We start from the raw sequence: 25389 nt of genomic DNA on the forward strand, positions 1-25389 counted from the left end.
ACAGCTGGGGGCGCGCCTCCGGTTCAGGCGAAGGGATTGCGGCTGGCGAGCCGGGCCCACACCAGCTTCGGATGCAGCCTGGAGAAGCGTGGCGCGCGCTTGGCCGCGGACGCCGCGGTCATGTGTTTTCCGTGCCACTCAAAGCGAGACCCGGCGCAGCCAGCAATGAAGACGAGCGGCAGCATTGCGTCGCGAAGCAGAATGGCAGTGAGCGAACAGGGCCAGCCGGCAGACCGCAAGAGCAGCAATTCGGGTATGTACCAAGCCGCCAAGTATGCCGCGGCATGAACCGGCAGGGAAAGCCCGAGGTCGTAAAGGCCGATGAGCAGCATCACGAGCGGCGGCAGGCTTCCCGCCAGAACCTCGGGCGCGAAAAGCATCGGGAAGCTGGCGCGGCGAAGCCTGGCCCAGCGCACTTGCCGTTTCCAGACCTGCGCCGCGTTGCGCGGCCCCACCAGCTGCGGAAACGGTCCGGCAAGACGGATGCGTTGTCCCCGGCCGCGCATCATCTTGGTTGCCGCGGCGTCCTCCGCGGGCTCGGATGCGAGCTGTGCGAAGCCGCCGTTATCGAGATCGGCGCGGCGGAAGAACAGCGTCTTGCCCTGCGCAAAGCCGCGCCCCAGCATGTCGACCGCATATTGCATGCGCGCCTGATAGGAGTTGAGGAAGGCGCATTCCAGCCCGGCCCAGAAGCCCTCGGGCAGGAGGCCAACCGGCGGCGCGCTGACCATGCCTGCCCCTGTCTCCATCGCCTGCATCAGCCGGTCCAGATAATCCGGCGGGGTGAAGACATTGCTGTCGACGAAGACGATATAGTCGTGACTCGACTGGCGGAAGCCCTTGGCCATGTTGTTCAGCTTCGGATTAGCACCAATTGCGTCTGCGCCGGTCAGCAGACGCGCGTTGCGGCCCGGGTGCCGCGCCAGCACGCTGCGCACCAGCGGAATGACGGGATCTGCCGCGTCCTCGACGCAGAACAGAATTTCGTAATCGGGATAGCGGATCGCGAAGGTCGACTGGAGTGTTTCATTGGAAAACGGCTCAAGGCCGCAGAGCGGGCGAACAAGCGTTATGGGCGGCCGTTGCCGGGGCGGCGTTCCGGTGCGGCCCCGGCGGCAACGCCACAGGGCCAGTCCATTGGCTGCGATCTGGACGGAGAGGGCGGCGGCGCAGAAGCCAAGGCAGGCAAGTCCCAATATCGACATGGAGATTCCGCTACAAGCTGCGAACGGAGGTGCGATGGGGAGGCGGCGCCGCCGTCATCGCGGCAGCGCGAAGGACGCATCCTGCGGGTCACGGCGCGATGTCATGCGCCCGCAGGGAACGAGCCACGACTCGAACATGTCAGCGCAGGTCCGCCAGCTGAACTTCCTCGAACCTTCCTCCACCGCCTTGCGGTCGAGGGTGAGGGCCCGTTCCACGGCATCCTCAAGACGATCGGCGATGATGCCGGTGATGCCGTTGTCGACGACATCGAGAGGGCTTGGCGCATTGTACGCGGCCACCGGAGTGCCGCAGGCCATGGCCTCGAGCATGACAAGGCCGAAGGTGTCTGTCCGGCTCGGAAACACCATCACGTCCGCAGCGGCGTGGGTGCGGGCATAGTCTTCGCCATGCCGGAAGCCGAGGAAATAGGCATCGGGTGCGAGCTTCTGCAGCCGCCCGCGTTCGGGGCCATCGCCAACCAGCACCTTGCTGCCCTTCACCTTCAGCGCGATGAAATCGTCGATGCCCTTTTCCACCGCCAGCCGGCCGGCATAAAGAATGATCGGGCGCGGCAGGCCGAGGTGGTCGGGCGGATAGGGTTTGAATAGCGCGCGATCGACGCCGCGCGTCCAGATTTTCACGTTCCGGAACTTCCGGCGGCCGAGTTCGGCGCCGATCGATTTGGTCGGCACCATCACCGCCTGGCTCGGTGCATGAAAGCGCCGCAGTACCTCCCAGCCGAGGCTCAGCACCCCGGGGAGCGGAATGCGCGCGGCGGCATATTCGGCAAAGCGCGTGTGGAAACCGGTGGTGAACTTCAGGCCCTCGCGCAGGCAGACGCGCCGCGCGGTCCAGCCGAGGGGGCCTTCGGTGGCGATGTGGATCACGTCCGGAGCGATGGCGGCGATCTCGGAGCGCATCGCCGCGGTGGAGGTGAGGGTCAGCGTGATCTCGCGGTAAAACGGCAGCGGCCGCGACGGGCGTCCCTCCGGATCGATGGTGCGGACGTCGTGGCCCTTGGCCCGGAGTTCCGCGATGAGGGCATTGAGGGTGCGGACAACCCCGTTAACCTGCGGGGACCAGGCGTCGGTCACGATCAGAATGCGCATAGGTCTGTTCCGTGGTCTGGACGAAGCGGGGACTGTTCCAGTGCAGGATTTCAAAGTTTCCGTCGGGGTGTTCGACGAGGGCCGTGCAGCTTTCCACCCAGTCGCCATCATTCAGATAGTGGATGCCGTCGATCATCCGGTCGTCGGGCGTGTGGATATGGCCGCAGATGACGCCCTGGCAATCGCGCGCCCTGGCATCGCGCACCACCGCCTCCTCGAAATGCGAGATGAATTCGACGGCTTTCTTGACCCGGTTCTTGAGATAGGCCGAGAGTGACCAATAGGGCAGGCGGAAAAAGCGCCGCACCGTGTTGAGGCCCTTGTTGATCTCCATCGACAGCTCGTAGGCCGTGTCGCCCAGCTTCGCGAGCCAGGGGGCGAAGCGCACAACGCCGTCGAACTTGTCGCCATGAAGAACGAGGTATCGCTTGCCTTTCGCCGTGATGTGGACGGCCTCCTCGAGCACCGCGACGCGGCCGAAACGCAGATTGAGGAAGTTGCGGAAGTTTTCGTCGTGATTGCCGGGTATGTAAATGAGCTTGGTGCCCTTGCGCGCCTTGCGCAGGAGCTTCTGGATCACGTCATTGTGCAGCTGGTCCCAGTGCCATGTCTTGCGCAGCGACCAGTTGTCGATGAAGTCGCCCACGATGTAGAGCTGATCGGATTCGGTTACCCGGAGAAAATCGAGAAGGGCCGCGGTCTGTGCCCGCTTTGTGCCGAGGTGAAGGTCCGAGATGAAGATGGCGCGATAGTGCCGGGGCGGAATGGGGATGGTCAGCATTTCTCTGCCTTCTGGCCTCTCCGCCCCCTTACGCCTGATTTGTGCAAAGCTTTCGTGACAATCCAGCCTCCAGCCTCGAAGGCACTATTCCGGTTGATTGTGACAATGCCTTCGGTTCTAGAAATATGAGTGTAGGCAGTCAGGCGAACCGCGCGGGGTGAGTGATGACCGAGAACGAGACGATCGCAACCGTCGAAGTTGCGGCAGAAACGCCGGCCAAGAAGGCCAAGACGAAAGACAAGAGCAAGGCAGAGGACGGGGCCAAACCCAAAGTGAAGGCAAAAGCCCAGCGCGCCAAGGCTGAAAAGCCCGCCAGGCCGGACCGGGAGTTCGACTTTGTGGGCAAGGTCGAGAGTCTGCGGGTCAAGAGCGGAGCAGGGGCTGAAGGCTTCGAGTTTGGCCTCAGGGGCCGGCGCGGCAAGCGGCGGGGTTTCCGTTTCGATTCCGCCGATAGCTTTGCGGCCAACGCCATGGCGCTTCTGGTGCTTGCGGCCCATGCCAGCGGCAGCAGGATCGGCGTGCGCACGGCGGGAGAGCTTGAGGGCGTGCTGATCGTGCGCGAACTCGAAAGCCGGCCCAAGATGGGCAAGGGCGGCTGAGGGAGCTCAAGCATCCTGAGGGTGCGGCAGCGGCAAGCCGTTGACCGCCCGGATGGGGCCGGACCGCTTGGTCAGGCCATCGAGACAGAGGAATATCGTCAGCGCTGGGCACTCGCATACAAGGCAAGGCGGGTGGCGGGCGCGCCGTACTGAAATGCCGCCGCCGGAGCTTGAGTTCCGTCGGCCGCGCCGCATCAGCTTCGATTAATACTTCGCCGGAACATACATCTCCCGTGGGATCGGCCCGCGTATGTAATCCGGGTTGTGCACGCGGGCCGGCAGCACAACTTCGGGCCTGACGATCTCCTCATAGGGAAACTGGCTGAGGAGATGCGCGATGCAATTGAGGCGCGCCCGCTTCTTGTCCACCGCCTCGACGACCCACCACGGCGCTTCGGGGATGTTGGTGTTTTCCAGCATCGCCTCCTTGGCCTTGGTATAGGCCTCCCAGCGCACGCGCGACTGCAGGTCCATTGGGCTCAGCTTCCACTGCTTGAGCGGATCGCGGATGCGCATGAGAAAGCGCTTGTGCTGCTCCTCGTCGGTGATCGAGAACCAGTACTTCACCAGCTTGATGCCGGAGCGCACCAGCATCCGCTCGAACTCGGGGCAGCTGCGGAAGAACTCGGCAACGTCATCCTCAGTGCAGAAGCCCATCACCCGCTCGACGCCGGCCCGGTTGTACCAGGAGCGGTCGAACAGCACGATCTCGCCCTTGCCGGGCAGATGCGGCGCGTAGCGCTGGAAATACCATTGGCCGCGCTCGCGCTCGGAGGGCGCGGGGAGGGCGACGACGCGGCAGACGCGCGGGTTCAGCCGCTGGGTGATGCGCTTGATGACGCCGCCCTTGCCGGCGGCATCGCGGCCCTCGAAGATGACCACGACCTTCTGGCCGGTGGTGGCCACCCAGTCCTGCAGCTTGATGAGTTCGCGCTGCAGGCGGAACAGTTCCTCGTAATAGAAGCGCCGGCCGAGGCCGGCGCTTGCGCCCTCCTCGATGCCGGCCAGCGCATCCAGCCTTCCGTCATCGAGTTCCTGCTCGAGTTCCTCGTCGAGGCTGTCGAGCCAGTCCTGCCGGATGTATTCCTCTTCCAGAAGCCGCGAGTTCATGTGCGCTCTCCCTAAGATGACCGCTCACGCCCAGAAGGCGCCGGCGCGGCGGAAATTCTTCCATTTCCCTGTCAGATGCGTGCCGGCAACGAGCGTGGCGTGGCGGTAGAAGCCGAGCAGGTAACCCGCCGCAAACTGCGCCTGGGCATCGGCTGCAAGCTCCAGCGTGCCGATGAAGGCTTCTGCCGTGGCGGCATCGTTGTGCGCGCCCAGGTCCTCCTGCAGGTCTGCCACCAGGCTCAGGAAATTCTGCTGCTCCTTGTCTTCGCCGAAGAGGGGGCCGAAGAACTCAACCGCATAGCGTAGGTTTTTAAGCGCGATGCGCAGCTCGTGCCGCTCCCCGTCCGGCATCTCCTGCAGGCGCTTGCCGCGCTTCAACACCCGCCGCCTGAGGCGGTCCAGAACCTCGCCCGCGAAATCGCGTGCTGGCGAGGTAAGAAGGCCCAGATCCTGGGGCCCAAGCGCCGTGCGCCAGCTGCGCTTCAGGAGGAATGACTGGACGTCGATGACAAAAAGCGAGGCCGCGGTGTCGTCGATCGTCCGGCGCGCCGCGGCATAGTTCTCCACGCGGCGGCGTTCCACCGCCTCCAGAAGCGGCGCGGCCGCGGCGAGACGCTTCGGCTGGCCGTGAAGCGGTCCGGCCAGGGCGTTTTGGCGGAAAGCGTCGCACTCGCGCGCCGGCCCGAGGGCCGAGGCAATATTGCGTGCCCGGGCGCGGAGGTCCTCCAGTTCCGGCAGGACAATGCGTTTGCGGAAGATGCCCAGCGCGCTGCGCAGGCGGCGCAGGGCAACCCGCAGTTGGTGAACCGACTCCGGTGCATCCGAGTCGCGCAGCGACGCCCAGTTGGCGGTGAAATGCGTCAGGCAGCCGGCAATCACCGCCGCGATGACATCGTCGAAGCTGGCCGACGGCGCAAGCAGCAGGGGCCTTGCCTTTTGCGGGCGCGCCGCAGCCTGCCCGGCAAGCCGGTAGCCCTTGCCGGACTTCGGCTCGAAGGCGAGGCTCAGCCCGCAATCCTGAGCCAGTTCACGTGCGAGGCTCAGCAGGTCGGCCGCATTGCCGCGCTTCAGCTCCAGCTCAACCTCGGTCAATGGCCGGCTCTGGTCATTGGCGAGGACAGCGCCATCGTCGAGCGCGAGTTCGATCTCCGAACGGCCATGGCGGATCATGGCGGTGCGCCGCTTCACATGGGTCTTGAACACCGGGCCGAGCGGCTGGCCGCCAAGCACGTCTCTCAGCCGGTCGCGAAGGGCAGGCTCGAAAAGCTCGATATTCGCTTCGCCGTCCGGCGAGCGGATTTCGACCTCGCCGCGCGCGAACAGGTCTTCGGCGGCCTCGCGCCGCCACTTGACGCCGAGCACCGGGATGGACCGCCCCTTGCGGCGCAGGCGGAGGGTGAGGCCGGCCTGTAGCAGGTCGCGGCGGGGCGTATCAAAATAGATGGACTGCAGCTCACGCTCCGGCGCGAGGGCGGCGCCCTGCAACTGGCGGGCTGCGAGAACGCGCTCCAACGCCGGCCGGTCTGCCTGGAACTTGACCTCGATTTCGGTGGGAGTGGGCTTGGGCGGCGCATCGGGGGAAGCCGGGGAGGGCGCAGCCTGCTCCGCCTTTTCGACGCTCATGATCTCTGACCCTTCCTCATGCGCATCCCTTCCATCGTCCCAACGCCCGATATGTGCCGGGTGTGTGACGCTGGCGCAACGGGCCTTCGAGTGCATCCGCACTCGAGGGCGTAAAGTTGCGCCAGCTTTTGACTCTGGAGCATCTTTCGCTTCGCAAGCGATTCCACTTGCTCGCACGATGCTCAAGCGCAACGGGCCTTCGAGCAGAGCAGTCCCGGCCAGCGGATAGAGCCGGTTTTGGCCGATCGACTGGCGGCCCCGGCAGGATTCGAACCTGCGACCCTCAGTTTAGGAAACTGATGCTCTATCCAGCTGAGCTACGGGACCTCGCCAAACGTCTTTGTACCTGTCCGGGGGCGCTTTGGGAAGCCATCGCGGCCATGGAAAAGGCCCGGCGCCTGGCCGGGCCTTTCCGAACGCGATAAAGATGGATCAGGCGGCCTCGTCGGTGGCCACGTCCTCTTCGGGCTTTTCTCCAGCGGCAGGGCGCTTGGCGTTCCTGGCGAGGAACTCCTCAAGCTCCTTTACCGCCTGGTCGTCATCGATCTTCTTCACGGCGGCGATTTCGCGGGCCATGCGGTCCAGCGCCTGCTCGAAAAGCTGGCGTTCGGAATAGGACTGCTCGGGCTGGCGCTCGGAGCGGTACAGGTCGCGCACCACCTCGGCTACGGCCATGATGTCGCCCGAGTTGATCTTCGCATCGTACTCCTGGGCGCGGCGAGACCACATGGTGCGCTTGATGCGGGCGCGGCCCCTCAGCACCTTCAGTGCCGCCTCGATCTGCGGCTTGTCGGACAGGCGGCGCATGCCCTTCTGTTCGGCACGGCTGGTCGGCACCTTCAGGCGGAGCTTTTCCTTCGCGAACTCGACGATGTAGAGCTCGAGCTTCACGCCGGCAATTTCCTGCTCCTCGATCATCGAGATCTTGCCCACACCATGGGCGGGATAGACCACCAGTTCGTTGACCTTGAAGACCAGCTTGCGGGCCACCGGGGTGGCCACCACCGGGGCGGCGGCCGGCTTGTGGGCTGGAGCCGGGGCAGCCTGGGGTGCTGCGGACTTGGCCGGAGCCGCGGGGGCAGCCGCCTTGGCGGGCCTCCTGGCCTCCGGCGCGGGCTTCGCCGCAGCAGCAGGCTTCACGGCCGCAGCCGGCTTGGCCGGTGCCTTGGCGGCGGGCTTCACGGCAGCGGGTTTGGCCACAGGCTTGGCGGCGGGCTTCACGGCCTTGGCGTGGGCGGTGGGCTTCTTGGCGGTTGCAGCCGGCTTCGAAGCCTTCTTGGGGACCGGCTTGGTCTTGGCCTTGGCGGCAGGCTTCTTGGGGGCTGCTGCCTTCGTTTTGCTCTTCGTCATGTCTCGTCCTTCGCCCTTTGCCCAATTTTGTTATCGAGTATGCGGTCCGTTGGCGGCGAACGGTGGCACATGCCGCGCGGTCCTTGCGGGCAGCGCAACTTGCCTCTTCGTCCAGTTCCCATAACCGGTGCCTGTCCGCTCTCCCACCCGAAGGGTGCCCTCAGGCCCCGTTCGCTGTCTGTGGATTGCCGGCACTCGCATAAGAAAACCCAAGCCCCTGGCCCGGTTTCCTGCATCCAAGTCGAATTACACACTCATGATGGCTTAAATATCACAAGTTTAAGTATTTTTAAAGAGGCAGACGTCCGTGTACGGCAGAATCTTGCGCGGCATACGGAGGAATCTTGAGGAAAACGGTTAACGGCCAGGCACCGCGCATGCCGGGCCTGCGCCCAAGGCATCGGAAGGGGCATTCAAGAAGGGCTCAGCCGCCCTCGCCGGGATTGGGGGAGAAATACTTATCGAGCTTCCCCTCCACCCCGTCGAACTCCTTGGCGTCCGCCGGAGCTTCCCGCTTGGTGGTGATGTTGGGCCACTGGGCCGCATATTCGGTGTTGAGCTTCAGCCAGGCTTCGAGGCCGGGCTCGGTATCGGGCTTGATCGCCTCGGCAGGGCACTCCGGCTCGCAGACGCCGCAATCGATGCATTCGTCCGGGTGGATGACGAGCATGTTCTCGCCCTCGTAGAAGCAGTCCACGGGGCAAACTTCGACGCAATCCATATACTTGCATTTGATGCAGTTGTCGGTGACGATATAGGTCATAGGCTCAACCGTTCTTTATTCCGAACGTTTTCTAGCAATTTCCGGCTGTGCTTGCACCAAATTTTGCGGCGTTTCCTCATCCGGAGCGGACATGCCTGATAGGTGGCCCGGCTCGCGGTAGAGCAGGCGGGCCGCTTCGGCGGGTCCGCGCCGCTCGGCCAGCCCCGCGACGCGCAGAACGCGCACCCTGGAATTGAGCACGATGGTCAGAACGTTGCCGGGCTTCACCCCATGGCCGGGCTTCAGCGTCTTCTGGCCGTTGAGGCGGACGTGGCCCGACTCGACCAAGCTGGCTGCGGCCTCCCGCGTCTTCACCACCCGGGCGAACCACAGCCACTTGTCGAGGCGCTGGCGCGCCTGCTGCTTGTCACTTGCCGGCAAGCTTGGCCTTCAGCGCACCCAGCACCGCAAAGGGCGAATCGGGGTCCACCGGCTTCTCCGGGCGGGGTTTCCGCTCCTGGACCTCCGGCTTGCGGTCCTCCCGGCGGGGCTTCCGGTCCTGACGGCCCTCTTGACGCGCTTCCAGGCCTTCCGCGCGGTCCTCGCGCGGCTTGCTGCCCTTGCCGTGGTGACGGTGGGGGCGTTCCTCGCGCGGCTTCTGCTCGCCCGCGGGCTTCTCAGCGCCTTCGGCAGGCTTGGCTGGGCCGCGGTGCGGGCGGCGGTTGTGCTGCTGGCGCTCCGGCCGGTGCCGGAAAGGGCCGGTGTCCCGCGGCCACCAGATTTCGGCCTCTACCTCTTCCATGGCGGCATCGGGGGCGGCTTCGGTCCCCGCGTCCGGCACGGGCTGGGCCTCGCCCTCCACTGCCGGGGTGCCGGGGATGGCGTCAGACTCGAGAGCGTTGTCCGGAATTTCGGCCGATGCGATGGGCTGCGCCAACGGTTCTGCATGCTCCGGCGTTACCGGCTCAGCAGAGACGGGCGTCGCGCTGAGGGCAACATCCGCCGGCGTCTCCGAGGTGGCGGCAACAGCGGCGGTTGCAGCAACGGCAGCGGCCACGGGGCGCTTCACCATCTTCTTCTGCATGCGGTAGTCAAGGCTGCGCAGAATGCCGAGGAAGTCTTCGCCGGAGCAGCCGACGAGCGACATCATGTCCGGCACCACGGTGAAGCCGCCTCCCTCGACGGAACCCGAGGGGCGGGTCTCCCCGGGGAAGCGCGGGCGCCAGAACACGCGCTCGCGGATCACGTCCGCCAGGCGCTCCAGCATGTCGATGCGGACGACGCGCGAGCCGCAGATGCGATAGCCGCACACACGGTAGAAGCCCTTGGGCGTCGACCGGTCGAAGCTCGCCGAGGTGAGGCCCTGGCCCGGCGGTTGCGGAAGTGCGGCGAGCTCGAGCTTGCCTTCCTTCTGCAGGCCGAGCGCCCAGAGCAACAGGCGGACCTCGGTGGGCGCAGGCTTCAGGAGTGCCGGCACATAGACGTTGAAGGCGCCGAAGCGGGCACCGAGGGCCCGCAGCTTGGCGCGGTCGTCCTGACTCAGGCCCTTTACTTCCTCGGCCACGGTGTCACGCGGGAGAACGCCGAGGGTCTCGACAAGGCGATAGGCCAGCCCACGCGAGATGCCTTCGAGGCCCTCACCCTCCTCGAGCTTGACGAGCGGCTCGAGCACCGTGGCAATATGGCGATCGGTGAATTTCTGGAGGCGCGCCTGCACCTCCTCACGCGCGGAGCCCGAGAGCTGGTCGCCGGCGACGACGGCGGCGCGCGGCTTCAGCAGCGCGGCGCCCGGTTCGAGCTTGCCGACGGGCGCGTGGTTCCAGATGATCTGGCCATCGCGGATGAGCTTCAGGTCGGTATCGGCTGAGGCGGCGACGGCCTTGGCGCGGGCCGCGATCTCGGTGGCGACGGCGGACATGGCGGCGGCCTTGAGGGCGCGGGCTTCCGCCCCTTCGGTCGCGCCATCGGGCACGAACAGGAAACCCTTGATCCTGCCAATATACTCGCCCTCGACGTGGATGGCGCCATCTTCTTCAACAGTCGACATCAATTCTTCCTTCTGGGCCAGGCGCTTCATCAGCACGCTGGTACGGCGGTCGATAAAACGCTTTGTCAGCCGCTCATGCAAGGCATCCGACAGCTTGTCCTCTATCTCTCTCGCGTAGGATTGCCAATAGAGAGGCGCCTTGAGCCAATCCGGACGGTTGGCCACGAAAGTCCACGTGCGGATGTGGCTGATGCGGTTCGACAGCGTGTCGAGGTCGCCCGCCGTGTTCTCGCAGAACTTCAGCTGCCGCACAAACCAGTCTTCGTCGATGAAGCCATCCCCCGTCTGGAGATACTGGTAGATCTTCGAGACGATCGAGGCATGCTCGGAGTTCGATATGTTTCGGTAATCGGGGATCTGGCAGACCTCCCACAGCCGCTCCACGTCCTTCTTCGACCTGGCGAGGTCGCGCGTCGCGGGGTCGCGGGCGAGGGCTTCGAGCGCGAGGAGATCGGCATTGGGCTGGGCGCGGGTGAGGCCCTGGGCTTGCGGCAGCAGATTCAGCGACTGCCGGAGGCGTTCGAGCGAGCCGAAGTCGAGATCGCGGTTGCGCCACTGCAGCATGCGCACAGCATCGAAGTTATGGGACTCGAGGCGCTCCACCACCTCCTGCTCGAAAGGGTCGGCCTCGCCCGTGACGCCGAAGGTGCCGTCATTCATATAGCGGCCGGCACGGCCGGCCACTTGCCCCAGTTCGGAGGGGTTGAGATGGCGGTACTGGAAGCCGTCGAACTTGCGCGTCGAGGCAAAGGCCACATGGTCCACATCCATGTTGAGGCCCATGCCAATGGCATCGGTGGCGACGATGTAGTCAACGTCGCCGGATTGATAGAGCGCCACCTGCGCATTGCGGGTGCGTGGGCTGAGCGCGCCCAGAACGACGGCGGCGCCGCCGCGCTGGCGGCGGATCAGCTCGGCTGTCGCATAGACCATGTCAGCTGAGAAGGCGACAATGGCGGAGCGGCGCGGCAGGCGGGTGATCTTCTTCTGGCCCGCATAGAGCAGCTGCGAGAAGCGCGGGCGCGCGACGAAGCTGGCGCCGGGCAGCAGGCGCTCGAGCAGCGGGCGCATGGTGGCGGCGCCCAGCAGCATCGTCTCGTCGCGTCCGCGGCGGTCGAGCACCCGGTCCGTGAAGATATGGCCGCGCTCGAAATCGGCACAGAGCTGCACCTCGTCGATGGCGAGGAAGGGCACATCCACATCGCTCGGCATGGCCTCGACGGTGCAGATCCAGTAGCGCGCGGCGGCGGGGATGATCTTCTCTTCGCCGGTGACCAGCGCCACGGCGGCATCGCCGGCACGTGCCCGCACCTTGTCGAAAATTTCGCGCGCGAGGAGGCGGAGCGGCAGGCCGATCATGCCGCCGCCGTGCCCCAGCATGCGCTCCACCGCAAGGTGGGTCTTGCCGGTGTTGGTTGGGCCAAGCACGGCAGTGACGGGTTTCTGGGAGGGCATCTAAGGCGGCTTCACCGGACTTTCCTGAGCCTCAGACTTGGGGCGCGGGTCCCCTACGGTCAAGGACTATTGCTCCGTTCTGAAACACCCCGTTAAACAATGGATTCAAACCCGAACGAACCCGGCCCGAATCGTTACCGCCTGGATTTTCCAAGTTTGTTCTCAAATGCTTGTGCTGGATTTGCAGGGGTTTCGCAAGGCGGTGTTTGATGTAATTGGGCATATGCCCCGGCAATCGGCGGCGGGGATGGACCCGCGAGTCTTAAACCCCCGCTCGCCATGGTTGACGAATTCCGGCGCGCTCCGGGAGTGGCGCCCCGCCGTTCTTAACGGAGTGGACCATCCCCGGAACGGATCGCGCCCGAATCGCTCGAGGGCAGATTTTCGCTCTTTGTTCTCGCAAGATGTTGTGGCCGGTGTGGCTTAAGCCTACAAGAGCCCGGGAGAATCTTGCGCGCTGCGGATGGATGGGCGGCGGCGGCGTTAACCATACTGTGCCAGATTGGGACATCGCGTTTCCTGAGACCTGCAAGGGTGCATCAGAAGGGCCCACTAAGGAACCCTGCCTTCCAGCTTGACCCCGCGCGCCGCTCACACTATAGACCCGTCATCCGAACTGGGGCACCGTGCCGACCGGCGGTAATTTCTGTGTTGGAGTTAAGCCCATGGCCCGCCGTTGTGAGTTGACGGGAAAGAACGCGCTGGTTGGCAACAAGGTCAGCCATGCAAACAACAAGACCAAGACCCGCTTCATGCCGAACCTGTGCGACGTGAGCCTGATGAGCGATGCAATGGGCCTGACCTATCGTCTGCGCATCTCGGCCATCGCGCTGAAATCGGTGGAGCATGCCGGCGGCCTAGATGCCTTCCTGCTGAAGGCCGACAGCGCCACGCTCTCGGAGAAGGCGCTGCGCCTTAAACGTTCCATTTCCAAGAAGCTGGACGCCGCCAAGGCCGCCTGATCTTCCGATCCGCCGGGATTGCGAAAGCCGCTCCAACCGGAGCGGCTTTTGCTTTATGGGTCAGGCCATGAGCGAAGAGAAAGTAAGCAACCGCGGCAACGGCCCGCGCGACGGGTCCCCGCGCATCCACGGTTCGGCCGTCACCCGCAACGCCAGGCTGGGGCGCTTCACCGAGTTGAAGGAGCGCGTGCACTTCTTCGATTCGACGCTTGGCGACTATTCCTACATAGAGCGGGACTCGGAGGCGATCTACAGCGAGATCGGAAGGTTCTGCGCCATTGCCGCGCAGGTGCGCCTTAATGCGCTGAACCACCCGATGGAGCGCATCAGCCAGCACAAGATCACCTATCGGCCCAATGAGTATTTCGCCCATGCCAAGCTCGACAAGGCGTTCCGCGAACAGCGCATCGCCAAGAGCGTGGTGATCGGCCATGACGTGTGGATCGGCCATGGCGCCATCATCCTGCCGGGCGCCACCATCGGCCACGGCGCGGTGGTTGCCGCAGGCGCCGTGGTGAAGAAGGACGTGGCGCCCTATGCCATCGTGGGCGGCGTGCCGGCGCGCTTCCTAAAGTGGAGATTTGCGCCGGAAGTTGCCGCGCGCATCCAACGGCTTGCTTGGTGGGACTGGGCGCATGAGCGGCTGGGCAAGGTGGTGGAGGACATGCGGGCTCTGCCGGTGGAGGATTTTCTCGCGAAATATGAGTAGGGCTCTCAAGCCCTCGCCCGCTTCTTCGGAGCCGGCTTGGCGATGGCCTTGGGCCTGGCGTTTTCGGAGAACAGCTCGGCCAGCTTCTCGGTCATCGCGCCGCCCAGTTCCTCGGCGTCCACGATGGTCACCGCGCGCTTGTAATAGCGCGTCACGTCATGGCCGATTCCGATGGCGATGAGTTCCACCGGCGAGCGCTGCTCGATGTCGTGGATCACCTGGCGGAGATGCTTTTCGAGGTAGTTGCCGGAGTTCACCGACAGAGTTGAATCATCGACTGGCGCACCGTCCGAGATCACCATCAGGATTCGGCGCTGCTCGCGCCGCGCCAGCAGGCGGTTATGTGCCCAGATCAGCGCCTCGCCGTCGATGTTTTCCTTCAGCAGCCCCTCGCGCATCATCAGCCCGAGGCTCTTGCGTGCCCGGCGCCACGGCGTGTCGGCCGGCTTGTAGATGATGTGCCGGAGGTCGTTGAGGCGGCCGGGGTTTGCCGGCTTGTTGGAGGCGAGCCACTTCTCGCGTGCCTGACCGCCCTTCCACGCACGCGTGGTGAAGCCCAGGATCTCCACTTTCACGCCGCAGCGCTCCAGCGTGCGGGCGAGGATGTCGGCGCAGGTGGCGGCCACCGTGATGGGGCGGCCGCGCATCGAGCCCGAATTGTCGAGCAGCAGGCTCACCACCGTGTCGCGGAATTCGGTGTCCTGCTCCTCCTTGAAGGAGAGCGGGTGCATGGGGTCGATGATGACGCGCATCAGGCGCGAGGCATCCAGCACGCCTTCCTCGAGGTCGAAGTCCCAGGAGCGGTTCTGCTGCGCCATGAGGCGGCGCTGCAGGCGGTTGGCAAGACGCGCCACGACGCCCTGAAGGTTCGAGAGCTGCTTGTCGAGATAGTTGCGAAGCCTCGTCAGCTCCTCGGCGTCGCACAGGTCCTCGGCCGCGATCACCTCGTCGAACTGGTTGGTGAAGACACTGTAGAAATCCTCGTTGGAGAGCGAGGAGAAGGGAAGCTGCGGCTTCCACGGCTCTTCGCCCTCTTGCTCTTCCTCGCCGTCCCGGTCTTCCGCATGGTCTTCGACGTCGATCTGCTGGGCGTCCATTTCGGCGGCTTCGGATTCGCCTTCGGCGTCCTGCATCTCCTCCATGGACTGCTGGGAGCTGTCCTGCTCTTCGCTGTCAGGCGTCTCTTGGCGCTCGCCGGAATCCTCGTCCGGCTCGTTCGACTCGTCGTTCTCGTCCGATTGGTCGGGGTCCTCGCCCAGCTCTTCGCCCATGTCGAGGGCGGCGATGATGTCGCGCGACATGCGGGCGAAGGCCGCCTGGTCGTGGACGTTCTCCATCAGCTGCGAAAGCTGCTCGTGCGCCTTGTCCTCGATCCACGGCCGCCACAGATCGACCATGGTGCGGGCGCCTTCGGGCGGCGCTTCGCCCGTCAGCTTCTCTCGCACCAGCAGGGCCACGGCCTCGTCGAGCGGCGCATCCTTGCGGTCGGTGTAGCGGGCGGCGTCTTTCTTGCGGTAGCGGTCGTCCAGCATGGCCGCGAGGTTGGTCTTCATGCCCTGCATGGCGTTGGCGCCCAGCGCCTCGATGCGGGCCTGCTCGACGGCCTCAAACACGGCGCGCGCATTCTTGCCCTGCGGCTGGTAGCGGGCGTGGACCTTGTCGTTGTGGTTGGCGAGGCGGAGCGCGAAACTGTCGGACAGGCCGCGCACGATGGCGATGTCGGAGGCCTTCAGCTCATTCGCCACCTGCGGCAGCTTGGCGCGGTTGCCGGCGAGCGACGGCGCCTCGTTGCCGAAGGCCACGGAAAGCTCCGGGTCCTCGGCAATGGTCTTCATCGCGACGGTGAGGACGCGCTTGAACTCGTTCGAAGGTGTGTCCTTCTCCTTCGCCACCTGAAGGACCTCAGGCGATGGCGATGTGGGCGGAGGATTCCGGCAGTTCCTCGCCGAAGCAGCGCTGGTAGAACTCGGCCACCACGCTGCGCTCCAGCTCGTCGCACTTGTTGAGGAAGGTAACGCGGAAGGCGAAACCCACATCGCCGAATATCTCGGCGTTCTGCGCCCAGGTAATCACCGTGCGTGGGCTCATGACGGTCGAGAGATCGCCCTGCATGAAGGCGTTGCGGGTCAGGTCCGCCACGCGCACCATGTTGGAGATGGTCTTTCGGCCCTTCTCGGTGTCGAAGTGCTTCGACTTTGCCGCCACGATGCCCACCTCCTGCGCATGGGGCAAGTAGTTGAGCGCGGTGATGATCGACCAGCGGTCCATCTGCGCCTGGTTGATCTGCTGCGTGCCGTGATAGAGGCCGGTGGTGTCGCCCAGGCCGATGGTGTTGGCCGTGGCGAAGAGCCGGAAGGCGGCGTGCGGACGGATGACGCGCGACTGGTCGAGAAGCGTTAGCTTGCCCGAGCTTTCGAGAATGCGCTGGATCACGAACATCACGTCCGGGCGGCCGGCGTCATATTCGTCGAACACGAGGGCCACATTGTGCTGGTAGGCCCAGGGCAGGATGCCTTCGCGGAACTCGGTGACCTGCTTTCCCTCCTGCAGCACGATCGCATCCTTGCCGATGAGGTCGATGCGGGAGATGTGGCTGTCGAGGTTGATGCGGATGCAGGGCCATTTGAGGCGGGCGGCCACCTGCTCGATATGAGTCGACTTGCCGGTGCCGTGATAGCCCGTCACCATAACGCGGCGGTTGAAGGCGAAGCCCGCGAGGATGGCGAGCGTTGTCTCGCGGTTGAAGAGGTAGTCCGGGTCGAGGTCCGGAACATGTTCCGAGGCCCTGGAATAGGCGGGAACTTCCATATTCGTGTCGAAGCCGAAAAGCTGCTTCACCGACGCCTTGGCGTCGGGCATGCCATTTGCCTCTGCAGGGGCCTTCGCAATCATGTCAGGAAATCTTTATGTTCCGGGGTTACGCGGACGGGTTTTAGACGGTCAGGCTCTGCCGGGCAAGGCTTTGCGCCGCTTAGCAGAATCCACTTGAACGCAGGTGGTCATAGGCCTGGATCACCGCCTTCAGCGTGTCCTCGTTGGCGCGGCTGCCGCCATTGGCGTCGGGGTGGAGCCGCTTCACCAGAGTCTTGTACTGGGTCTTCACCTGCTCCGGCGTGGCGCTGTCGTCCAGATTCAGCGTTTGCAGGGCCTTGAGTTCCGTCGAGCGCAGGGCGCGGCCGGAGGGATGGCGGCCGGGCTGCTTTCCAGTCCCGTTGAGGCCGAAGGGGCCGGCGCGCATCTGGGCGCCGCGGCGGCGCACGCTGGACGCATTGGGGGTGGCATTCTGGCCCAGTTTCCAGGTCGGACGCTCGCCGAGGCGGGCGTTCTTCTGGAACTCCTGCATCTCGTCGTCCTTCATGCCGGAGAAATAATTGTAGGATTTGTTGTACTCCTGCACATGCTCGGTGCAGTAGTTATAGAACTTGCCCTCGTGGCCGCGGCCCATCGGCGCCTTGTGGCGTGCGGGGCGCGGGCAATCCGGCCAGTCACACTGGGGAATGGTCTCGGCCGCCTTCTTCTTGTCGGCCGAAGGCTTCACGCGGATCTTGTCGAAGTATTTTGAATCGAGCTTCATCGACTCCGATTATGGTGATAGAGGCCCGCGCAAGCAAGCGCTAGCCGGTGGATAGAGACAGAATGACACTGAACGCCAATCTCGGCCCCGTCGGCCAAAGAATCACCAAGAAGCTCAGGAACAGTTTCGCGCCTTCAGCGCTTGAGGTGATCGACGAGTCCCACCACCATGCCGGCCACTCCGGCTCAAGGTCCGATGGGGAAAGCCACTTCCGGGTGGTCATCGTGGCGGAGGCCTTCAGAGCCAAGTCGCGCGTCGAACAGCACCGCATGGTCAATGCCGCGCTGGCGGACGAACTGAAGGAGCGCGTGCACGCGCTGGCGATTCAATCCTCGGCGCCCTGAGATTGGGGTTGCGGATTGCGGTGGTGGAAATAGACTTTGCGCGCGAACCATCGCATCGCCGATGTTCCGATGATCAGGTCATAAAGCCAATTGGGCGGTCCGGCATCCATCACGGCGCGCAGCGCCAGTTTCTTGCCGAATGACGGAAGCTCGCGCGCAATGACCGTCTCAGGCGGTGGGCCATTTCGCAGAAGGTGATCGGCCACCAGCTGCCCGGCGCGCCGGCCATAGCGGAAGGCCAACCTTATGCCGCCGCCGGTCAAGGGCGAGACATGACCGGCGGCATCGCCAATCAGCATGACGCCCGGCGCGGCGAGAGGCGTCACGGGGCCACCGCAGGGAATGAGGCCGGAGCGGCGTTCCTTCACCGCGGCCTGCGAGAACCCGAACAGATGTTCCGTGTGCGCCAGAAAGGCCTTGAGGTCCGGCTTCACCTTGTCATTGGTGGCGAGGCCCGCCTGGAAAAAGCCCGGCGCCGGCGCCACCCACGCCAGGTAGCCATGCGCCAGCCTGGTGTCGAGGAAGCAGTGCAGAAGGTCCGGGTCCGCCTGCGGCAAGCTTTCGTATTCGATCTCGAGTCCGGTCAGGAATCGCTCATTGCGGCCCAGCTTGAACAGCCGTGCCACCGTCGAACGGGCGCCATCAGCACCGATGATGTAGCGGGCCTGCACATCGAACTGCGGCAGTTCGAAGCCGCCTTCCACGCGATTGGCTGCCTCGAACTTCCGGCCACAGATAACCTCCGCCCCGGCGCGGCGTGCCTCGTCGGCGAACCACCTGATGAGCCCTGCAGTATCGGTGGTGAGAAAATAATAGTCGCGCGAGGCAAGATCGATGTAGCGCAGCGACGGCGCATAGAGACGCACGCCATGAATGGTGCGTGAGAACCGCGGCGGCGTGTCCACTTCGTCAGCCGCCTCCTTGACGAGGATGCCCGTGGTGTGAATGCGGGCGCCCGGCTCGTCCTTGGCCTCAATGACGAGGGTGCGCAAACCTCGCAGAGCGGCGGTCCTTGCGCAAAGGAGCCCCGCGAAACTGGCGCCGACGATGACGAGGTCAACCTGTCTCAGCGTCGCTGCCCTCCCGCTTCACCGGGCTCATTCTGAGCGCCGTGATCTGGTGGTGGCGCTTCTTCAGGATTTCGAAGCGGAAGCCGTGGAAGACGAAGGCCTGGCCCACGTCGGGGATCATGCGCGCCTCGTGGATGACGAGGCCGGCGATGGTGTTGGCTTCCTCGTCGGGCAGCTCCCAGTCGAAGGCGCGGTTGAGGTCGCGGATCGCCACGGAACCATCGACCAGATACGAGCCGTCGGGCTTGGGGCGGACGCCCGAGGCCACCGCATCGTGCTCGTCCTTGATGTCGCCGACGATCTCCTCGATGATATCCTCGAGTGTCACAAGGCCCTGCACCTCGCCATATTCGTCGACGACGATGGCGAAGTGGCTCTTGCGCTTGAGGAAGGCATTGAGCTGGTCGGGGATTGCCCGCGTATCGGGCACGAACCACGGCGGCAGCAGGATATCCTCGATGTCGATCTTGGCCGCATCGCCATTGTGTTTCTGCAGCGCCGCGAAAAGATTCTTCGCATGCAGCACGCCGATGATGTTGTCGGGGTTGTCCTTCCACACAGGAATGCGCGTGTGGCCGCTCTTCAGCACGGTGTTGACGATGTCCTTCGGGTCCTCCTCGATGTCGAGCATGGTCATCTTGGTGCGGTGGACCATGATGTCAGCCACTTCGAGGTCCTGCATGGCGAGTATGCCGGAGAGCATGTCGCGGTCGTTCTTCACCACGGTGCCGTCTTTCACGTGAAGGTCGATGGCCTCGCGCAGCTCCTCGTGCATGGTGTGGGTCTCATCAACACCGCTGTTGCCGGTGAGCGTGAGGATGCCGCGCGCCAGTTCCTCCAGCGCTGCCGCGACCGGGCCCAGAACGGCGACCAGCAGCCGCGCCGGCCCGGACAGGATAACGGCCACCCGGTCGGCGCGGCGTGTGGCATAGGCGTCCGGCAGCACGAGGCCAAACAAGGCATAAGAGAAGACCAGCGCAATGGCGGCGAGGCCCGCCTGCAGCGGGGCCAGATCGTGGAACAGCTGGAGGGCGGCAAGGCCGCCGGCCAATGCCACGGCCAGCAGCTTGGCGAGTGCCAGCGCGCCCATGGTGCGGTCTTCGTCGGCCAGCAGGCGCAGGGCGGTTCCGGCCCCGTGAAAGCCGCGCTTCTGCAACTCGCCGAGCCTGGTGCGCGAGGCGTTCCACAGGCTGGCGCGCCCGGCGGCCGCGAAGGCGGAAAGGAAGAGCAGGGCGAGGATCGCGGCGCTGGTTACTTCGGGGTCGGGGCTCATCGCTGGCGGAGGTCCTCCGTCAGGAAGTTCAGGACATCATGCTCGCTGACGTCCTTCGCGACGAAGGCTTCGCCGATGCCGCGCGCCAGGATGAAGGTGAGCTTGCCGCCCTGGGCCTTCTTGTCCTGCCGCATGATCTCCACCAGCGTTGCCGGCGGCGGAAGCTCGCCGGGGATTTGCGAGGCATGCACCGGAAGGCCGGCGGACCTCAGGTGCTTGGCCACGCGCTCCGCCGTGCCGGGCGGGCAGAGCTTCTGGCGTTCGGAGAAGCGGAAGGCCTGCACCATGCCGATCGACACGCCCTCGCCATGCAGCAGGCGCTGCGAATAGCCGGTGGCGGATTCGAGCGCGTGGCCGAAGGTGTGGCCGAGGTTGAGGAGCGCCCGCACACCCGTCTCGTGTTCGTCTTCCGCGACGATCCGGGCTTTCGCCTCGCAGGACCTGCGGATGGCTTGGATGCGCGCCTGGGAATCGCCGCGCATGATGGCGGGGGCGGCGCCCTCGAGCCATTCGAAGAAGTCCGGATCGCCCAGCAGGCCGTATTTCGCCACTTCCGCATAGCCCGCCGCCAGTTCACGCTTGTTCAGCGTGTCGAGCAGCGCGATATCGGCGATGACGGCGAGCGGCTGGTGGAAGGCGCCGATCAGGTTCTTGCCATGGGGCGAGTTGATGCCGGTCTTGCCGCCGACGGATGAGTCCACTTGCGACAATAGCGTCGTGGGGATCTGGATGAAATCCACGCCCCTGCGCAGGATCGCCGCCGCGAAGCCCGCAAGGTCGCCGATGACGCCGCCGCCGAAGGCGATGATGCGGTCGCGCCGCTCGATGCCGGCCGCCAGCAGCTTGTCGCAGAGTTCGGCCAAATGCTGGTAGCTCTTGGTCTTCTCGCCCGGCGGCATGACGATGGCGGTGGAGCGGATGCCCTTGCCGGCGAGCGCGCGCTCGAGTGTGGCGAGATGGACGGCGGCGACGTTCTCGTCAGTGACGATGGCGGTGAGCGGACGCTTCAGGAAGGGCGCAACCACCTCGCCAGCCCGGGCCAAAAGGCCCTCGCCGATGTGGATGTCATAGCTGCGGTCGCCCAACGAGACAGGCACGGTGTCGCGCCGCCCGGCGGCGTTAAGGTCACTCATCTGCCGTCTTCTTCTTGTCCCATCCATCCCATTGCGCCAGCGCGCGGACTACGTCATTCACCATCTGCCCGTGCTGCACGTCGCGGCTTTCGACCGTCACGTCCGCCAGCGCATAGACCGGGTATCGCTTGTCGATCAGCCCGCGCATCACCGCCTCGGGGTCCTCGTTCTGCAGGAGCGGCCGGTCCTGCCGCTTCAGCACCCGCTTCATCAGAATAGGCAGCGTCGCTCTGAGCCAGACCGAAATGCCGCTCTCCCGAATGCGCTGGCGCGTCTCGTCGTTCATGTAGGCGCCGCCGCCCGTTGCCAGCACCTGCGCGCCATTTCCGATGAGGCGCTGGATAACACGGCGCTCGCCCTCGCGGAAATAGGGCTCGCCATGGTCGGCGAAGATGTCCTTGATGGATTTTCCCGCCGCCGCCTCGATCTCCTGGTCGGCGTCGACGAAGGGAATGCCAAGCTTTTCGGCGAGCCTCCGTCCCACGCTCGTCTTGCCGGCGCCCATCAGCCCGACGAGCACGATGGGGCGCTGCCCAAGCCACTGCCGGACCAATTCGGCCTCCTTTGCAATCGAACGGCGCGCCATCAGGTTTCCTCAATTCCGGCCGGTTCTATCGTGCAAGATGTTCCGCCGCAAAGCCTTTCCGAAGCGGAATCGAACCGCTACACTCGTCCTCTCTGGTGGTGACAGATGCCCGATACGGTGAAATTCGTTCTGGTGGTTGGGTCTCTCGTGGGCGCGGTCTATGGCAGCGCCTGGATGCTGTCTCACTTCCCGCCGCAGCAGACCGAAATCGTGAAGCCGCTGCCCAGCGAGAAGCTGCGTGCCAAGTAGCGTCTCCCAGCGCCTGATCGACCGCTTCCTCGAAATGATGGCGGCCGAGCGCGGCGCATCGCAGAACACCCTGGCCGCTTACCGCCGGGACCTCGCGGCCTATGCCGGGGGCATCGCCGATCTCAAGGCGGCGGGTCCGGACGACATCCGCCGCCACCTCGAAATGCTGGAGAGCCTTGGCCTCGCCCGCTCCTCGGCGGCGCGCAAGCTCTCCGCCATCCGGCAGTTCCACCGCTTCCTCCACGGCGACGGGCTGGCCAAGGACAATCCGGCCACCGCCATCGACAGCCCGCGCACTGCCAGGCCACTGCCTAAAATGATCTCGCATGCGGATGTCGAGGCACTTGCACAGGCTGCCCGTGCCCGGGTGACGCGGTCGGAAGGCAAGCAGTTTCTCAAGGCGCTGCGGCTCCTCTGCCTCATCGAGATGCTCTACGCGACGGGCCTGCGCGTGTCCGAGCTCGTCGGCCTCACCGCCCAGGCGGCAGAAGCGGAGAAGGACTTCATCCTGGTCAAGGGCAAGGGCGGGCGGGAGCGGCTGGCGCCGGTGTCCCAAACCGCCCGCGCGGCCCTCAACGTTTACTTGGCCGAACTGCGGACATCCGGCCAGGCGGGGTCAAAGTGGCTGTTCCCGTCTTCGGGGGCTGCCGGGCATCTGACGCGGCAGCATTTCGCGCTGGAACTGAAGGCGCTGGGCCGGGAGGCGGGGCTCGACGCGGCAAAACTCTCCCCTCATGTGCTGCGCCACGGCTTCGCCAGCCATTTGCTGGAAGGCGGCGCCGACCTCCGGGCCGTCCAGCAAATGCTTGGCCATGCTGACATTTCGACAACGCAGATCTATACCCATGTGCAGGCCGGGCGGCTGCGTGAGGTGGTGGAGACCCACCATCCGCTTGCCAAGAAAAGTTGACTTCCGGCCGCCGCGCAGCCAGTTTCCGCGCCACTCCTGACCCGTTTCGAGGCCCAATGCCCACCTATCTCGATTTCGAAGCCCCGCTCGCCGAACTGGAAGGCAAGATCGCGGAACTCCGCGCGCTGGCATCTGGCGACAAGACCCTGTCGATCGCGGACGAGGTGAAGGGGCTGGAGAAGAAGGCGGCAAAGCAACTGACCGACCTCTATGCCAGCCTCGAACCCTGGCAGAAGGCGCAAGTCGCCCGCCACCCGGAGCGGCCGCATGCGGTGGACTATATCGGCCAGCTCATCACCGAATTCACCCCGATGGCCGGCGACCGCAAGTTCGCAGAGGATTTTGCCGTGGTGGGAGGCTTGGGCCGCTTCCAGGGCCAGGCCGTGATGGTGCTGGGCCAGGAGAAGGGCAATGACACGGCGTCCCGCCTCAAGCGCAATTTCGGCATGGCGAGGCCCGAGGGCTATCGCAAGGCGGTGCGGCTGATGGAAATGGCCGGCCGCTTCGGACTTCCCGTCATCTCCTTCGTTGACACGGCAGGCGCCTATCCCGGCATCGATGCCGAGGAGCGCGGCCAGGCGGAGGCCATCGCGCGCTCGACCGACTGCTGCTTGTCTCTTGGCGTTCCCACCATCTCGGTGGTGATCGGCGAGGGCGGCTCCGGCGGCGCAATCGCCATTGCCACGGCCAACGCCGTGATGATGCTCGAACACGCCATCTACAGCGTGATTTCCCCGGAAGGCGCGGCCTCGATCCTGTGGCGCGATGCCGCGCGCGCCAAGGATGCGGCTGCGGCGATGAAGATCACCGCGCAGGACCTGAAGAAGCTGGGCGTGATCGACGAGATCATCCCGGAACCCAAGGGGGGCGCCCATCGCGCGTCTTCCGAGGCCATCGCGGCCACCGGGGAGGCCATCAGCAAGGCGCTGAAAAGCCTCAATGGCCTGTCGCCCGAGGCCCTCCGCGCCCAGCGCCGCGACAAGTTCCTCGGCATCGGACGCAACCTCTAGCAGCCTGGAGTCTGCCCGGTTCCTGCCGCAAATCGCATCCACATAGGGGTGATGAACGTGGAGGGAAGAATGATGAACCGCCGTGAACTTCTGCTGACCGGCCTTGCCGGCGCGTCCCTCATGAGTCTGCCGCGTCTCGCTTTCGCGGAGCCCGAACCACAGCTCCTCACTGTGTCGAAGCGCGTGCTGGAGGTGAAGGGCAAACCCGCGAGCGTCTATGGCATCACGGGGCCCGGCGGGAAGCCCGGGCTCTCCATGATGTTCGGCGAGCATTTCCGGGTGCGCGTCAAGAACGATACGGACAGCGAGACCATCGTCCATTGGCACGGCCTCACTCCGCCCTTCGGGCAGGATGGAGTGGCGATGTATGGCCAGCCCGCGATCGCGCCGGGTGCTGCGCAGGACTATGATTTCGCCAACACGCGCTCCGGCACGCATTGGATGCATTCCCACATGGGCCTGCAGGAACAGCAGATGCTGGCCGCGCCGCTGATCGTCAACGAGGTGAAGCAGCCGGTGTTCGACGACCAGGAACACGTTGTGATGCTGCATGACTTCACCTTCCGCAATCCGCAGGAGATACTGGCCGAGCTCACCGGAGGTGGCGGAGCCCATGCCGGCCACATGATGCAGGGCATGAACATGCAGGGCATGGATCATTCGCGGATGGACCATTCCGGATCCGGCGGCATGATGCAGGGCATGACCGGCATGATGTCCGGCATGATGGGTGGCGCAGGCATGCTGAACGACATCGTGTTCGACGCCTATCTCGCCAATGACCGCACGCTGGAGGACCCCGAAATCGTACCGGTCGACAAGAACAGCACGGTCAGGCTCCGCATCATCAATGGCGCGGCGGCGTCCAACATGTGGATCGACCTCGGCGCCATGGAGGGCGAACTCATCGCGGTCGACGGCAACGCCATCTATCCGATGAAGGGCAGCCTATTCCCGCTCGCCATGGCGCAGCGCGCCGACATCCGGATCAAGATCCCGGCGGAGGGCGGGGCCTTCCCGGTGCTGTTCCGCCCCGAAGGTGTGGGGGAGCGCACCGGCATCATCCTCGCCACTGCGGGGGCCACGGTGCCCAGGATCGCGAGCAAAGGCGAGCAGACGCCTGCCTTGGACCTGGCGCAGGAACTGCTCTACCGGCCTGTCGCCAAGCTGCCGCAGGAGCCCGTCAACCGCACCCATATGCTGATGCTGACGGGGTGCGACACCGATTACCTCTGGGGCCTCAATGGCGAGGCGAACCCGGTGCAGCCGCTGTTCACCATGCGCCAGGGCGAGCGCATCGCGGTCATGATGCACAACATGACCGGCATGGCGCATCCGATGCATCTCCACGGCCATTATTTCAAGGTTGTGGCGCTCGGCAACAGGGTCATCGACGGCGCGCTGCGCGACGTTGTGCTGGTGCCTCCCATGGAGTCGGTGACCATCATGTTCGATGCCGACAATCCAGGCTCCTGGCCTTTCCACTGCCACCATGCCTATCACATGAACTCCGGCATGATGGGCTCCGTCGGCTACACCAGCGCGGCGTAGCGCTCCCGGCGCCATCGGCAAATGGGCAGCTCACG

At 65.0% G+C, this 25389-nt stretch carries 23 protein-coding genes, 1 tRNA gene and 1 pseudogene; 8 read left to right on the plus strand and 17 right to left on the minus strand.

The window, feature by feature from the left end; all coding sequences use genetic code 11:
• Window positions 1–23: 23 nt before the first annotated feature.
• From IOC82_RS04735 to IOC82_RS04745, 3 genes are read right to left on the minus strand one after another with little or no spacing between them, the layout of a single operon-like run.
• Window positions 24–1205 (minus strand): ceramide glucosyltransferase, encoded by a 1182-nt coding sequence (locus IOC82_RS04735; RefSeq protein ID WP_290545030.1) that lies wholly within the window; start codon window positions 1203–1205, stop codon window positions 24–26.
• A gap of 54 nt (window positions 1206–1259) precedes the next feature.
• Entirely contained in the window at window positions 1260–2315 is a 1056-nt protein-coding gene (locus tag IOC82_RS04740; protein ID WP_290545031.1) for a glycosyltransferase family 1 protein, read from the minus strand.
• The gene (locus IOC82_RS04745) at window positions 2272–3096 is read right to left on the minus strand and encodes a UDP-2,3-diacylglucosamine diphosphatase (protein WP_290545032.1); all 825 of its coding nucleotides are present in this window, start codon (window positions 3094–3096) and stop codon (window positions 2272–2274) included. The genes IOC82_RS04740 and IOC82_RS04745 overlap by 44 nt, the downstream gene beginning before the upstream one ends.
• Window positions 3097–3260: 164 nt before the next feature.
• On the opposite strand from IOC82_RS04745, the gene IOC82_RS04750 reads away from it, so the two are divergent.
• On the plus strand, window positions 3261–3695 hold the full coding sequence (locus IOC82_RS04750) for a hypothetical protein (RefSeq protein WP_290545033.1): 435 nt from the start codon (window positions 3261–3263) through the stop codon (window positions 3693–3695).
• Window positions 3696–3899: 204 nt separating this feature from the next.
• Here the strand turns inward: IOC82_RS04750 and ppk2 are convergent, their stop codons facing one another.
• The 7 genes and pseudogenes from ppk2 to IOC82_RS04785 form a co-directional block, all read right to left on the minus strand.
• Window positions 3900–4805, minus strand: coding sequence for a polyphosphate kinase 2 (gene ppk2, locus IOC82_RS04755; protein ID WP_290545034.1), 906 nt, complete (start codon window positions 4803–4805; stop codon window positions 3900–3902).
• A 24-nt stretch (window positions 4806–4829) separates the two neighbouring features.
• Window positions 4830–6428, minus strand: a complete 1599-nt coding sequence (locus IOC82_RS04760; RefSeq protein WP_290545035.1) for a CYTH and CHAD domain-containing protein — start codon at window positions 6426–6428, stop codon at window positions 4830–4832.
• Window positions 6429–6678: 250 nt separating this feature from the next.
• A tRNA-Arg gene (locus tag IOC82_RS04765) sits at window positions 6679–6755 on the minus strand.
• Window positions 6756–6860: 105 nt separating this feature from the next.
• The gene (locus IOC82_RS04770; RefSeq protein ID WP_290545036.1) at window positions 6861–7778 is read right to left on the minus strand and encodes a CarD family transcriptional regulator; all 918 of its coding nucleotides are present in this window, start codon (window positions 7776–7778) and stop codon (window positions 6861–6863) included.
• Window positions 7779–8202: 424 nt separating this feature from the next.
• Window positions 8203–8541, minus strand: coding sequence for a ferredoxin FdxA (gene fdxA, locus IOC82_RS04775; protein WP_290545037.1), 339 nt, complete (start codon window positions 8539–8541; stop codon window positions 8203–8205).
• Window positions 8542–8658: 117 nt separating this feature from the next.
• Window positions 8659–8922, minus strand: a pseudogene (locus IOC82_RS04780) (RNA-binding S4 domain-containing protein); the annotation flags it as partial.
• A complete protein-coding gene (locus tag IOC82_RS04785) occupies window positions 8909–11983 on the minus strand; it encodes a helicase-related protein (protein ID WP_290545038.1) in 3075 nt (1024 codons plus the stop codon). The pseudogene IOC82_RS04780 and the gene IOC82_RS04785, both read right to left, overlap by 14 nt.
• 665 nt (window positions 11984–12648) lie before the next feature.
• Between IOC82_RS04785 and rpmB the strand changes: the two genes are divergently transcribed.
• Together rpmB and IOC82_RS04795 are read left to right on the plus strand one after the other, a co-directional pair.
• Window positions 12649–12945 (plus strand): 50S ribosomal protein L28, encoded by a 297-nt coding sequence (rpmB, locus tag IOC82_RS04790; RefSeq protein ID WP_290545039.1) that lies wholly within the window; start codon window positions 12649–12651, stop codon window positions 12943–12945.
• A gap of 67 nt (window positions 12946–13012) precedes the next feature.
• Entirely contained in the window at window positions 13013–13654 is a 642-nt protein-coding gene (locus IOC82_RS04795) for a DapH/DapD/GlmU-related protein (RefSeq protein ID WP_290545040.1), read from the plus strand.
• Between the two features lie 5 nt (window positions 13655–13659).
• Here IOC82_RS04795 and cobT read toward each other — a convergent pair whose 3' ends face one another.
• From cobT to IOC82_RS04810, 3 genes are all read right to left on the minus strand, one after another.
• Window positions 13660–15546 (minus strand): cobaltochelatase subunit CobT, encoded by a 1887-nt coding sequence (gene cobT, locus IOC82_RS04800; protein WP_290545041.1) that lies wholly within the window; start codon window positions 15544–15546, stop codon window positions 13660–13662.
• Window positions 15547–15556: 10 nt separating this feature from the next.
• Window positions 15557–16546 carry a cobaltochelatase subunit CobS gene (cobS, locus tag IOC82_RS04805; RefSeq protein WP_290545042.1) on the minus strand — a complete coding sequence of 330 codons (990 nt, stop codon included), beginning with the start codon at window positions 16544–16546 and terminating at the stop codon, window positions 15557–15559.
• Between the two features lie 79 nt (window positions 16547–16625).
• Complete coding sequence (locus IOC82_RS04810) at window positions 16626–17228, minus strand: J domain-containing protein (RefSeq protein WP_290545043.1); 603 nt, start codon at window positions 17226–17228, stop codon at window positions 16626–16628.
• Window positions 17229–17290: 62 nt separating this feature from the next.
• Here IOC82_RS04810 and IOC82_RS04815 point away from each other — a divergent pair, with 62 nt between their 5' ends.
• On the plus strand, window positions 17291–17572 hold the full coding sequence (locus IOC82_RS04815; protein WP_290545044.1) for a BolA family transcriptional regulator: 282 nt from the start codon (window positions 17291–17293) through the stop codon (window positions 17570–17572).
• On the opposite strand, the gene IOC82_RS04820 is transcribed toward IOC82_RS04815, so the two are convergent.
• Genes IOC82_RS04820 through IOC82_RS04835 form a run of 4 tightly spaced genes read right to left on the minus strand, consistent with a single transcriptional unit; the run spans window position 17554 to window position 21634 of the window.
• Window positions 17554–18642: an NAD(P)/FAD-dependent oxidoreductase gene (locus IOC82_RS04820; protein ID WP_366935646.1), complete on the minus strand. Its 1089-nt coding sequence runs from the start codon at window positions 18640–18642 to the stop codon at window positions 17554–17556. The genes IOC82_RS04815 and IOC82_RS04820 overlap by 19 nt on opposite strands.
• The gene (locus IOC82_RS04825) at window positions 18629–19915 is read right to left on the minus strand and encodes a CNNM domain-containing protein (protein ID WP_290545045.1); all 1287 of its coding nucleotides are present in this window, start codon (window positions 19913–19915) and stop codon (window positions 18629–18631) included. The genes IOC82_RS04820 and IOC82_RS04825 overlap by 14 nt, the downstream gene beginning before the upstream one ends.
• Window positions 19912–21048 (minus strand): 3-dehydroquinate synthase, encoded by a 1137-nt coding sequence (gene aroB, locus IOC82_RS04830; protein ID WP_290545046.1) that lies wholly within the window; start codon window positions 21046–21048, stop codon window positions 19912–19914. The genes IOC82_RS04825 and aroB overlap by 4 nt, the downstream gene beginning before the upstream one ends.
• Window positions 21041–21634 carry a shikimate kinase gene (locus IOC82_RS04835; RefSeq protein ID WP_290545047.1) on the minus strand — a complete coding sequence of 198 codons (594 nt, stop codon included), beginning with the start codon at window positions 21632–21634 and terminating at the stop codon, window positions 21041–21043. Before IOC82_RS04835 ends, aroB begins: the two co-directional genes overlap by 8 nt.
• A gap of 105 nt (window positions 21635–21739) precedes the next feature.
• On the opposite strand from IOC82_RS04835, the gene IOC82_RS04840 reads away from it, so the two are divergent.
• The 4 genes from IOC82_RS04840 to IOC82_RS04855 all read left to right on the plus strand — a co-directional run bounded on the left by IOC82_RS04840 (window position 21740) and on the right by IOC82_RS04855 (window position 25354).
• Window positions 21740–21883 carry a histidine kinase gene (locus IOC82_RS04840; protein ID WP_290545048.1) on the plus strand — a complete coding sequence of 48 codons (144 nt, stop codon included), beginning with the start codon at window positions 21740–21742 and terminating at the stop codon, window positions 21881–21883.
• On the plus strand, window positions 21873–22793 hold the full coding sequence (locus IOC82_RS04845) for a site-specific tyrosine recombinase XerD (protein ID WP_290545049.1): 921 nt from the start codon (window positions 21873–21875) through the stop codon (window positions 22791–22793). Before IOC82_RS04840 ends, IOC82_RS04845 begins: the two co-directional genes overlap by 11 nt.
• A 56-nt stretch (window positions 22794–22849) precedes the next feature.
• Window positions 22850–23803 (plus strand): acetyl-CoA carboxylase carboxyltransferase subunit alpha, encoded by a 954-nt coding sequence (locus IOC82_RS04850; RefSeq protein ID WP_290545050.1) that lies wholly within the window; start codon window positions 22850–22852, stop codon window positions 23801–23803.
• A gap of 69 nt (window positions 23804–23872) precedes the next feature.
• On the plus strand, window positions 23873–25354 hold the full coding sequence (locus tag IOC82_RS04855; protein WP_290545051.1) for a multicopper oxidase family protein: 1482 nt from the start codon (window positions 23873–23875) through the stop codon (window positions 25352–25354).
• Window positions 25355–25389: the final 35 nt, after the last annotated feature.

Origin of the sequence: Aestuariivirga sp., assembly GCF_020252395.1 — a bacterium.
In the GTDB taxonomy this organism is placed as follows: domain Bacteria; phylum Pseudomonadota; class Alphaproteobacteria; order Rhizobiales; family Aestuariivirgaceae; genus Aestuariivirga.